Raw genomic sequence first — 11,418 nt, forward strand, 5'->3', positions numbered from 1 at the left:
CTATGGCCGATGTCGAAAGGAAAAACATGTCAACACTACGTCGTCGCGTAGTTGCTCTTGGAGCAACTGCTGTAGCGGCTACCTTGGTAATGGCCGGTTGCGCAAGCACCGAGACCGTAACCGAGGAGACCACTGCGACCGGATCTGACGCTTGTGCTGCTTACGAGGCCTACCTAGGCAACGAGGGCACCGAGGTTGAGATCTACACCACCATCATCGACCCAGAGGCATCACTCTTCATCGAGTCTTTCGCTGAGTTCGAGGAGTGCACCGGCATCACCATCAACTGGAACGGAACTCAGGAGTTTGAGGCTCAGATTTCTGTTCGCGTTGAGGGTGGCACCGCTCCTGATATCGCAATTTTCCCACAGCCTGGCCTATTGGCTAAGTTCGCTGGCAACGGCCTAGTTCCTGCAAACGACGCAACTTCTGCTTCGGTTGACGAGAACTACACCGCTGACTGGAAGACCTACGGCACCGTTGACGGCGTCTTCTACGGCTCCCCACTGGGCGCTAACGTGAAGTCTTTCGTTTGGTACTCACCAAAGACCTTCGCTGACAAGGGTTGGACCATTCCTACCACTTGGGACGAGCTACTAGCTCTATCTGACACCGTTGCTGCTGAGGGCTCTGTTCAGCCTTGGTGTGTTGGCTTCGGTTCCGGTGACGCTACCGGTTGGGTCGGAACTGACTGGATGGAAGACCTAATGCTTCGCTTCCAGGACGCTGCAACCTACGACCAGTGGGTATCTGGCGAGCTTCCATTCAACGACCCTAAGGTTGCTGAAGTTCTAGCTGAGGCTGGCAAGATCCTAAAGAACCCTGCTTACGTAGGCGACGTTGCTTCTATCGCTACCACCACCTTCCAGGAGGGTGGCGCTGGCCTAGTTGACGGCAGCTGTGCAATGCACCGTCAGGCATCGTTCATCGGTGGCATCCTTGCTGCTGACTTTGGTGCAACCATCGTGTCCCCAGATGACACCACCACTGAGGGTGGAATCACCACCTTCTACTTCCCAGGTGTTTCGGCTGACAACAAGCCTGCACTTGGTGGTGGCGAGTTCGTTGGTATCTTCGCTGACCGTCCAGAGGTACACGCTGTACAGCACTACCTAACCACTCCTGAGTGGAACAACAAGAAGGCAGCTCTTGGTGGCTGGTTCTCTGCAAACCTAGGTCTAGACACCGCTAACGTTGCAGACCCAGTAAACAAGGTTGCAGTTGAGATCCTTCAGAATGCATCAACCTTCCGCTTCGATGGCTCCGACGTGATGCCAGCTGAAGTTGGAGCTGGTTCATTCTGGAAGGAAATGACTGCATGGGTAGCCGAGAACAAGTCTGACAAGGCTGTTCTAGACGCTATTTACGCAAGCTGGCCTTACTAATAAGCCACACAGTTACAAATAGCTAAACGAGGCTGTGGGGTCTGCGATTGCAGGCCCCACAGCTCTCTTTCAAAGGTTGTTAGGATTCGCTCATGTTCACACTGGCACTTCACGCGGCGAGGAAAACCCCCGCGGACATCATTGCGGAGAACTTCTCCCTTTTGGCCCTAGCTCTATTGAGCTTCGGAGCCGTCATTTTTCTGATTTTCCTAATCGCCTCTCGCACCTCGGTAAAGACCCAAGAGTGGTTGAAGTACCTGGTCTTTCTAGTGCCATCGATTTTGCTTTTGGTAGTCGGATTGATTTACCCGGCTATTCGCACACTGATTCTCTCCTTTATGGACAAAGAGGCCGAAGAGTTCGTAGGTTTTGACAATTTCATCTGGGCATTTACCATCCCAGAAATCACGGTGGTGCTGGCCAACACAGCAATCTGGGTTGTCACCGCCCCAATTCTTTCCACACTGATCGGTTTGGCGATTGCCTACATGACCGACCGTATGAAGCGCCCGGCAGCAATCAAGTCGCTGATCTTTATGCCTATGGCTATCTCATTTGTGGGCGCAGGTATCATCTGGAAGTTTGTTTACAACTACCAGCCAAGAGACGACAAGCCGGATATTGGATTGCTATCTGCGATTTTCAAGGGCTTTGGTCTAACCCCGCCCAACTGGTTGCTTGAAGCGCCGTTGAACTCGTTCTTGCTAATCGTTGTGATGATTTGGATTCAGACCGGATTCGCCATGGTCGTGCTTTCTGCGGCTCTAAAGAACATCCCTGACGAAGTGGTCGAGGCGGCGATGCTTGATGGCGCAGCTCCTTGGAAGCGCTTCTACTTGGTCTCGGTGCCAATGATTCGTGCGACCATCGTGGTGGTGCTAACCACAATCACTATTGGAACCCTGAAGGTCTTCGACATCGTTAGAACCATGACCGGCGGAAACTTCCAAACCAACGTGATTGCAAACGAGATGTATTCCCAGGCCTTCAGACAGATGAACTATGGACGAGGTTCCGCTTTGGCGATCATCCTGTTCGTGGCGATTATCCCGATCATCATCTACAACATTCGACAACTGCGCCTCGAGAGGACGGAAAGATAATGACCTCTCTAATCAATAAGTCACTAGTTAAGTCAAAGGCCAAGAACGTTTTCTCTTCTCCGTGGGCAGCACTTGGCGCTTGGATAATTGCGATTTTGTGGACCATCCCAACATTTGGTTTGCTGGTTACTTCGATCCGTCCAGAGCAGGACATCAACAGCTCCGGCTGGTGGACCTTCTTTGCGAACCCAAACATCTCTTTTGAGAACTACAACCAGGTGTTGTTTGAGGGGTCAACCACCAACCCACCGCTTTATCAGTTCTTCTTTAACTCGATGGCAGTAACACTTCCAGCGGTAATCTTCCCGATTACCTTGGCGGTATTTGCGGCTTACGCGTTGGCATGGTTTGAATTCAAGGGAAGAGATTTCATCTTCTTCTCGATCTTTGCGCTACAGGTAATTCCGCTGCAGCTGACCTTGGTGCCACTACTTCAACTGTTCGCAAAGGGCCTGGTTATTGGCGATGTGACAATCATTCCGGACTTCAATATAACCGGTACCTACATCCCGATTTGGGTTGCGCACACCATCTTTGGTTTGCCAATGGCGATCTTCTTGCTGCACAACTTCCTACGTCAAATCCCTCGTGAATTGATTGAAGCTGCGCGAGTGGATGGAGCTGGCTGGTTCACGCTATTTTCGAAGATTGTTCTTCCGCTCTCGGTCCCGGCGATTGCATCCTTTGCAATCTTCCAGTTCCTTTGGGTATGGAACGACCTATTGGTAGGACTTACCTTCGGTGGTGGCGCGAAAGAGGTTGCTCCGATGACCATTCGTCTTGCTGAGATGGTTGGCACCAGAGGGTCCGGCTGGGAGCTATTGACTGCCGGTGCTTTCGTTTCGATTGTTGTGCCGCTGATTGTGTTCTTCTCGCTACAGCGTTACTTCGTAAGAGGATTGCTAGCTGGATCGGTTAAGGGTTAGTCAAAAGCGCCCCTAGCAGGATTCGAACCTGCGCTCCCGCCTCCGGAGGGCGGTGCTCTATCCCCTGAGCTATAGAGGCGGGGACATACTCAGCCTAGCATCGGCAGAGTTTTTAGCTTTGAGCCGGAGCGATTTCAGCCGGCCGGCTAAAGCGCTCTTCGATTCAAAGGCCTTCCAAGGGTATGATTTAGGTTCACCGATGAAATCAAATTCGTCGGTTGCCATACCCTAAGGAACTAGGTCCAAAGTGACTCCCAACCAGCTATCGGAAGCCATTGTTGTTGCATTACGCGCACTGGTTGCTGCTGGCTCTTTGGAGCTCGAAGTTCCAAGTGAGGTAGTGGTCGAAAGACCAAAGAACCGAGAGCACGGAGACTGGGCGACGAACGTCGCCATGCAACTTGGAGCTAAGGCCGGACTCAAGCCGCGAGACTTCGCAGAACTTCTGTCCTCAGAGCTTCAAAAGAGCGCAGGGATCGAAAAGGTTGAAATCGCAGGGCCTGGTTTCATCAATCTTTTTGTATCGGACTCCGCAGCCGGTGAGCTTGCCCGCGAGATCGTGACCTCAGGATCTAGTTTTGGTCGAGGCGTTGAGTATCAGGGCCTAAAGGTAAATCTTGAATTTGTTTCTGCCAATCCAACCGGACCAATCCATCTAGGCGGTACTCGTTGGGCTGCGGTTGGCGACTCACTTGCGAGAGTGTTTGAGTTTGTTGGCGCAGAGGTAACTCGCGAGTACTACTTCAATGATCACGGTGCCCAGATTGATCGTTTTGCGCGTTCACTGCTTGCGGCAGCTAAGAATGAACCAGCTCCCGAGGATGGTTACTCAGGCGCATACATCCAAGAGATTGCCGCTCGCGTTCTAGCTGAAACTGCGGAAGACATTTTGGCTTTGCCGGATGATCAAGCCCAAGAAAAGTTCCGTGCTGCTGGTGTTGAACTTATGTTCCAGCAGATCAGAGAGTCACTGCATGAATTTGGCGTTGACTTCGATGTCTACTTCCACGAGAACTCGCTCTATGAATCCAAGGCCGTTGAGCGTTCGATTGAACGCCTGCGCGAGATGGGTCACATCTTCGAAGAAGACGGTGCTATTTGGCTTCGATCCACTGTCTTTGGAGACGATAGAGATCGCGTAATCATCAAGAGCGACGGAGATGCCGCTTATATTGCCGGAGACATCGCCTACTACCAGGACAAGCGCTCTAGGGGCTTTGACCGCTGCATCTACATGCTCGGTGCAGATCACCACGGTTACGTGCCGCGCATGATGGCACTTTGCTCAGCCTTTGGCGATAAGCCAGGTGAAAACATGGAGATCCTGATTGGCCAGATGGTCAACCTAGTTCGCGGTGGCGAGCCGGTTCGAATGTCCAAGCGTGCAGGAACCGTGGTCACCATGGAAGACCTAGTTGATGTCGTTGGTGTTGATGCCGCTCGATATGCACTTGCTCGTTCGTCGATTAACTCTTCACTCGATGTTGATCTTGAGCAACTCACCAAAAAGACCAATGACAATCCAGTTTTCTATGTCCAGTACGCTCACGCCAGAACCAAGCAGGTTGCCAAGAATGCGGTGTCGCTCGGGGTTGATGACTCGGAATTCGATCCTTCGCTACTGAGCCACGAAGCAGAAGCAGAGCTATTGGCGAACCTAAGTGAATTCCCACGGGTGGTTGCTCAAGCAGCTCAGTTCCGCGAACCTCACCGCATTGCAAGATACATTGAGGTGGTAGCTGGAAGTTATCACCGCTGGTATGACAACTGCCGAGTTACGCCATTGGGTGGGCAAGAAGTTGAGAGTGTTCACCGCACCAGACTTTGGCTAAACAACGCGGCCAGCATTGTGCTTGGCAACGGGCTAGCCCTGCTGGGCGTATCTGCTCCGGAGAGGATGTAAGGATGAAGAATCCACTTGCTCCGGAATGGCTAGTTGCCCCGGTCGATTTGAATGTCATTGATGCCCGAGTTTGGCCAAGGACCGCAAAGCGCAACAACCACGGTGAACTGACCATTGGCGATGTATCGGTGTCCGCCCTAATGCGCCAGTACGGCTCACCTTTGTACGTGGTGGACCAAGAAGACTTTGAAACCACACTGCTTTACATCAAGCGAGCCTTTAGTGATGCCGCAAACAAAATTGGCACCACGGCAAAGCTTTACTATGCATCCAAGTCCCTACTCACCGCTGATGTGGTTCGTTGGGTAATCGATGCAGGTTTGTCGGTAGACGTCTCAACCGGTGGAGAGCTTGCTGTTGCCCTGGCGGCAGGAGCTAAAGGCGAGCGTTTAGGTCTTCACGGAAATAACAAGTCCCTGGTGGAAATTGGCAAGGCGATCGCCTCCGATGTAGCGGTCATTGTTATTGACTCTGAACTTGAGATTGAGCGCATCGCAGCTGTTGCGGCAGCAGCTGGAAAGACTCAGGCGGTAAGGCTTCGTGTCAACTCCGGTGTTCACGCGCACACTCACGAACACCTTGCAACCGCAAGAGAAGATCAAAAGTTTGGCGTCGCGCTGAATGATGTTGAGGAGCTAGTTGGCAAGATTCGCTCGTTCTCTAACCTTCGCTTTTTGGGACTGCATTCCCACATTGGATCGCAGATTTTTGTGGTTGATGGTTTTGTTGCCGCAGCCGAAAGATTGCTGGATGTTCACGCACAGCTACTAAAGAATGGCGATGTTCCAGAGCTAAATCTGGGTGGTGGATTTGGAATTGCCTACACCGAGGCGGATAAGCCACTGGGTATTGGCGACATGGCAACCAGAATCATGCAGGCGGTTGCCGCAAAGTGCAGCGCCCTGGGAATTGCGGTTCCAAAGTTGGCGTTTGAGCCAGGTCGAATCATCTCGGGACCTGCGGGAATCACGCTTTACTCGGTTGGAACCATCAAGGACGTAACTGTCTCTGAGCAGGGCATGGGTGCAACCCGCAAGTATGTAAGCGTCGATGGTGGCATGAGCGATAACGCAAGGCCTGCGCTATACCAGGCCGAGTACTCCGCCATGATTGCATCTCGAGTCACATCTGCAACGCCGGCTCTGGTGCGAGTCGTGGGTAAGCACTGTGAGTCTGGTGACATCGTGGTGAGACACGACTATCTACCCTCCGATGTCGCGGTCAACGATGTTTTGGCGGTAGCGGCAACCGGTGCCTACTGTTTCTCGCTGTCTTCTAACTACAACTTCCTAACCCGACCAGCCATGGTTGCAGTCAAGGGCGGTAAGACTACGCTTTTGATTCGGGCAGAGACTGAGAATGACCTACTAAGCCGCGATGCCGGCATTAGTGGAGGAAAGGCATAGCCATGGAGATCGCTTATCGCCCAATTCGTATTGCACTTTTAGGTGCCGGTTCGGTCGGCTCTCAGGTCGCAAGGCTTTTGATCGAGAACCGTGAAGAGCTTGCTCAGCGCGTAGGTGCTGATCTTGAACTAGTTGGCATCGCGGTGCGTAATTTGGACTCCGCTAGAAATGGCAACCTGCCAAAACAGCTCCTGACGCTGGATGCCGAAGCACTTATTAGGGCAGCGGACATCGTTATCGAGCTGATTGGTGGCATTGAACCAGCAAAGAGCTACATCACACTGGCATTGAATTCCGGCGCAGATGTCATCACCGCAAATAAGGCTCTGATCGCCGCACACGGAACCGAGCTGTTTGACCTAGCCGAACAGCTTGGCGCTCAGCTTTACTTCGAGGCTGCCGTCGGTGGGGCGATTCCAATCATCCGACCACTGCGCGAGTCGTTGGCCGGTGACAAGGTCAACAAGGTGATGGGTATCGTCAACGGCACCACAAACTTCATTCTTGATCGGATGGCCTCTACCGGCGCAAGCTTCGAAGATGCCCTGACGGAAGCTCAGCAGCTTGGTTACGCGGAAGCTGACCCAACCGCCGATATTGAAGGTTTCGACGCAGCCAGCAAGGCAGCAATTTTGGCATCGCTGGCTTTCCACACCGAGATGCCGGTTGCGAGCGTTTACCGCGAGGGTATTTCTCAAGTGACTGCACTGCAGATTGAAACCGCTCGCGAGGCTGGCTACGCAGTAAAGCTCTTGGCAATCTGCGAACGCGTTCCAGCTTCCGATGGTCAAGCCGAGGGGATTGTTGCCCGAGTGCACCCGACCTTGATTCCTGAGGATCACCCGCTGGCTGCGGTTCGCGGCGCATACAACGCGGTGTTTATTGAGGCCGAGAGCGCTGGGCGTCTGATGTTCTATGGCGCAGGCGCGGGTGGACCGGAGACTGCTTCCGCTGTCCTGGGAGATCTAGTCGGTGCTGCCAAGCGTCACCTTGCCGGAGGTCCAGGAATTGCAGACTCGGTTCACGCAAACCTAGACATTTTGCCGGTGCAGGCGATCAATACTCGCTTCCAAATCACCCTGCAGGTAAATGACCTCCCGGGTGTTTTGGCCTCGGTCGCAACAGTATTTGCTCAGCATGGCGTTAGCGTTGAAACCGTGGATCAAAATGCGGCGGGCGAAAACACCGGTGCCCTTTTGACCATCATGACCCACGCCGCAGGCGAGGGCGAACTTGAGTCGGTCGTAGAGGATTTGCGAGGTAACGCAGCGGTCCAGAAAGTGAACTCGGTTATCCGAGTAGAGGGAATCTAATGGCTCACCAATGGCGCGGTGTTATTCGCGAATACTTTGATCGACTTCCATTCACCCAGGACGATCCAATTGTCACTTTGGGAGAGGGCGGCACTCCTCTAATTGAGGCACCGGCGCTCGCAAAGCTTTTGGATGTTGGATCTGTTCACCTCAAGTTTGAGGGCATGAACCCGACCGGCTCATTCAAGGACCGCGGCATGACTACTGCGGTTTCCAAGGCCAAAGCCAAGGGCGCAAGGGCGGTTATCGCAGCGTCAACCGGTAACACCTCGGCATCGGCTGCTGCCTATGCGGTTGCAGGAGGTATGCAGTCCGTTGTTTTAGTTCCAGCCGGCAAGATTTCTTGGGGCAAGCTATCCCAGGCGGTTGCACACAAGGCGCAGATTCTGCAGGTTCGCGGAAACTTTGATGACTGCTTGCGACTTGCTCGTGAGCTAAGCGAGAGCTACCCGGTGTTCTTAGTGAACTCGGTGAACCCAGATCGCCTGCAGGGTCAGAAGACCGCGGCCTTTGAGGTTTTTGACGCGCTTGGCTTTGCGCCTGACCTACACGCTATGCCGCTGGGTAACGCGGGAAACATCTCGGCTTATCACCTTGGCTATCGCGAAGATCGCGATGCCGGTCGAATCCAAAAACTTCCAATGCTTTACGGTATCCAAGCCGCAGGTTCTGCACCGTTTGTTCTCGGCAAGCCAGTAGCCAAGCCAGAGACGATTGCAACCGCTATCCGGATTGGAAACCCAGCGTCTTGGGACCTAGCACAGGCGGCAAAGGCTGACACTAATGGTGCCTTTGGTGCGGTGAGTGATAAGGACATTTTGTGGATGCACCGCTTCCTATCTCAGGAGGCTGGAGTATTCGTTGAGCCATCCAGCGCAACCGGCGCTGCAGGGCTACTGCAGGCCAAGCAAAAGGGCGAGTTGCCAAAGGTAAACAACATCGTCGTTACCGTTACCGGCCACGGTCTAAAGGATCCAGAATGGGCGCTAAAGGATGAGCGCGGTCGCCAGATTAAACCAAAGAAGGTTTCCGCAACCGCAGATTCGGTTGCAGGCGTATTGGGCTTGGAGAAGAACAAATGACCAAGGTATCGGTAAAGATTCCAGCCACCAGTGCAAACCTAGGCCCTGGGTTTGACACCCTGGGCATGGCACTGAGCTTCTATGACAACTACTCCGCTGAGGTAATCCAGAGCGGCCTTGAGATTTCTGTGGTTGGGGAGGGTGAACAGGACATCCCTCGCGATCAGGCCAACCTGATCTACTCAACGATTGCTTTTGTCTTCGCCAAGTTTCAAAAGACCGTCCCGCCGCTTCGAATCAACTGCCACAACAACATCCCTCACGGCCGCGGCATGGGTTCTTCTGGTGCCGCAGTGTCCGGCGGTGTGATGCTGGCAGCTGGGCTACTAAAGCCTGAGATCGTGCTCACCGAGCAGCAGCTTTTGGATTTTGCCACTGAGCTGGAAGGTCACCCTGACAACGTAGCCCCTGCCCTGTTTGGCGGCCTAACCATTGCCTGGAAGGACGAGACCGGTCCCCACCACAAGAAGCTAACTGTGCACCGTGGAGTTTCACCTTTGGTTTTGGTTCCACCAAACCAAATGTCAACCAAACTTGCTAGAAGCCTGCAACCAGAGTCAGTACCTCACACCGATGCGGTTTTCAATGTCTCTCGTTCCGCACTGTTGGTGGCAGCCCTGACTCAAAGCCCAGAGCTTATGTTTGCTGCTACCGAAGACCGCCTGCACCAGAACTACCGAGCAAGTGCGATGCCAGAAACCAGTAAGTTGATCGAAAAGCTCCGCGCCGAGGGTCACCCAGCTGTGGTCTCGGGAGCTGGCCCGTCTGTGTTGGTGCTGGAAGTTGACCCGGTCAAGCGAGTTGCAGCTGTGGCATTTGTGGAGCGGGAGTTTCCAACTTGGAAACCACTTTCGCTTGCGGTTGACTTCAAAGGTGCTAGTGTTGAAGTGCAGTCTGGATCAGGCGTATAAAAGCCCGCCACTGCATTCTCAAGAAATTCTTCACAAATCCGGCACATTTGCCGCCAAGAAACGAGTAATAACCACATGGATGAAATCCAGCAGGACAAGCCTGTAAAGAGAACCCGCCGCGCAACCAGCGCAACAGTTTCATCAGAAGCAACCGCAGCACCAAAGGCAGCAAAGGCTCCTAAGGCAGCCGAGGCAGAGGTAAAGACCTCTGGTGATGCAGAGCCAAAGACCGAGAACCGTCGTCGTTCCCGACCAGCCCGCGGCGAAGCCAGGGCTGAAGGTGGCGAAGCCAACACTTCTTCTGAAGCTGGTGCAGAGCGTGGCGAAGACCGCGAGACAAGAAGCTCAGACCGCGAAAACAACCGTGACCGTGATGACGACCGCCGTGGTGGAAACCGCAACCGTCGTGGTCGCTACCGTGACCGTGACCGCCGTCGCGCTCCTGGTTCACAGGACGAGTCAGAGCCAGAGATCACCGAGGATGACGTCCTAGTTCCAGTTGCTGGAATCTTGGATGTTCTGGAGAACTACGCGTTCTTGCGCACCTCCGGTTACCTTCCTGGGCCAAACGATGTTTACGTTTCCCTAGGTCAGGTAAAGAAGTATGCACTTCGTAAGGGTGACGCAGTAGTTGGTGCAATTCGCCAGCCACGTGAGGAAGCGAACAGCCAGCGTCAGAAGTTCAACGCGCTAGTTCGTGTTGACTCGATCAACGGCCAGACCATGGAAGAAGCTGCCGCTCGAGTTGAGTTTGGCAAGCTAACCCCGCTCTACCCAGACACTCGTCTGCGCCTAGAGACTGACAGCAAGAAGCTTTCAACCAGGATCATCGACCTTGTTGCTCCAATTGGTAAGGGTCAGCGTGGTCTGATTGTTTCTCCTCCAAAGGCCGGTAAGACCTTGGTGCTGCAGGCAATCGCAAACGCTATCGCGACCAACAACCCAGAGGTTCACCTCATGGTTGTGCTAGTTGACGAGCGTCCAGAAGAAGTTACCGACATGCAGCGCACCGTCAAGGGTGAGGTTATTGCCTCCACCTTCGACCGTCCTGCCGATGACCACACCACCGTTGCAGAGCTTGCAATCGAGCGCGCCAAGCGTCTGGTTGAGCTTGGACACGACGTTGTAGTTCTACTTGACTCGATCACCCGTTTGGGCCGTGCTTACAACCTAAGCGCACCAGCATCCGGACGTATTTTGTCCGGTGGTGTTGATTCCTCAGCTCTTTACCCACCAAAGCGCTTCTTCGGTGCTGCTCGAAACATCGAGTTCGGTGGATCGCTAACCATCCTGGCCACCGCCCTGGTTGAGACCGGTTCAAAGATGGACGAGGTTATCTTCGAGGAGTTCAAGGGAACCGGAAACATGGAGCTTCGCCTGTCTCGCCAG

9 protein-coding genes and 1 tRNA gene are annotated in these 11,418 nt (G+C 53.7%); 9 read left to right on the top strand and 1 reads right to left on the bottom strand.

The window, feature by feature from the left end; translation table 11 throughout:
- The first annotated feature begins 26 nt into the window (after positions 1-26).
- The 3 genes from AC128V_RS04640 (at position 27) to AC128V_RS04650 (ending at position 3,414) form a co-directional block, all read left to right on the top strand.
- Positions 27-1,385, top strand: coding sequence for an ABC transporter substrate-binding protein (locus AC128V_RS04640; protein ID WP_482763518.1), 1,359 nt, complete (start codon positions 27-29; stop codon positions 1,383-1,385).
- 92 nt (positions 1,386-1,477) lie between these two features.
- Positions 1,478-2,488: a carbohydrate ABC transporter permease gene (locus AC128V_RS04645; RefSeq protein WP_482763519.1), complete on the top strand. Its 1,011-nt coding sequence runs from the start codon at positions 1,478-1,480 to the stop codon at positions 2,486-2,488.
- Positions 2,488-3,414, top strand: a complete 927-nt coding sequence (locus tag AC128V_RS04650) for a carbohydrate ABC transporter permease (protein WP_482763520.1) — start codon at positions 2,488-2,490, stop codon at positions 3,412-3,414. Before AC128V_RS04645 ends, AC128V_RS04650 begins: the two co-directional genes overlap by 1 nt.
- Before the next feature lie 7 nt (positions 3,415-3,421).
- On the opposite strand, the gene AC128V_RS04655 is transcribed toward AC128V_RS04650, so the two are convergent.
- Positions 3,422-3,493 (bottom strand) — tRNA-Arg (locus tag AC128V_RS04655).
- Positions 3,494-3,661: 168 nt separating this feature from the next.
- Between AC128V_RS04655 and argS the strand changes: the two genes are divergently transcribed.
- From argS to rho, 6 genes are all read left to right on the top strand, one after another.
- A complete protein-coding gene (gene argS / locus AC128V_RS04660; RefSeq protein ID WP_482763521.1) occupies positions 3,662-5,317 on the top strand; it encodes an arginine--tRNA ligase in 1,656 nt (551 codons plus the stop codon).
- Positions 5,318-5,319: 2 nt separating this feature from the next.
- The gene (lysA, locus tag AC128V_RS04665) at positions 5,320-6,723 is read left to right on the top strand and encodes a diaminopimelate decarboxylase (protein WP_482763522.1); all 1,404 of its coding nucleotides are present in this window, start codon (positions 5,320-5,322) and stop codon (positions 6,721-6,723) included.
- A gap of 2 nt (positions 6,724-6,725) precedes the next feature.
- Positions 6,726-8,036, top strand: coding sequence for a homoserine dehydrogenase (locus tag AC128V_RS04670; protein ID WP_482763523.1), 1,311 nt, complete (start codon positions 6,726-6,728; stop codon positions 8,034-8,036).
- The gene (gene thrC, locus AC128V_RS04675; RefSeq protein ID WP_482763524.1) at positions 8,036-9,118 is read left to right on the top strand and encodes a threonine synthase; all 1,083 of its coding nucleotides are present in this window, start codon (positions 8,036-8,038) and stop codon (positions 9,116-9,118) included. The genes AC128V_RS04670 and thrC overlap by 1 nt, the downstream gene beginning before the upstream one ends.
- Positions 9,115-10,029 carry a homoserine kinase gene (gene thrB, locus AC128V_RS04680; protein WP_482763525.1) on the top strand — a complete coding sequence of 305 codons (915 nt, stop codon included), beginning with the start codon at positions 9,115-9,117 and terminating at the stop codon, positions 10,027-10,029. The genes thrC and thrB overlap by 4 nt, the downstream gene beginning before the upstream one ends.
- A gap of 75 nt (positions 10,030-10,104) precedes the next feature.
- The coding region (gene rho / locus AC128V_RS04685) for a transcription termination factor Rho (protein ID WP_482763526.1) at positions 10,105-11,418 on the top strand (1,314 nt) is incomplete at its 3' end.

It is taken from the genome of Aquiluna sp., from assembly GCF_965064355.1.

Bases quoted from the DNA above. Each gene is read 5' to 3' on its own strand.
- AC128V_RS04640 (WP_482763518.1), top strand. From the start codon at position 27: ATGTCAACACTACGTCGTCGCGTAGTTGCTCTTGGAGCAACTGCTGTA.
- AC128V_RS04645 (WP_482763519.1), top strand. From the start codon at position 1,478: ATGTTCACACTGGCACTTCACGCGGCGAGGAAAACCCCCGCGGACATC.
- AC128V_RS04650 (WP_482763520.1), top strand. From the start codon at position 2,488: ATGACCTCTCTAATCAATAAGTCACTAGTTAAGTCAAAGGCCAAGAAC.
- lysA (WP_482763522.1), top strand. From the start codon at position 5,320: ATGAAGAATCCACTTGCTCCGGAATGGCTAGTTGCCCCGGTCGATTTG.
- AC128V_RS04670 (WP_482763523.1), top strand. From the start codon at position 6,726: ATGGAGATCGCTTATCGCCCAATTCGTATTGCACTTTTAGGTGCCGGT.
- thrC (WP_482763524.1), top strand. From the start codon at position 8,036: ATGGCTCACCAATGGCGCGGTGTTATTCGCGAATACTTTGATCGACTT.
- thrB (WP_482763525.1), top strand. From the start codon at position 9,115: ATGACCAAGGTATCGGTAAAGATTCCAGCCACCAGTGCAAACCTAGGC.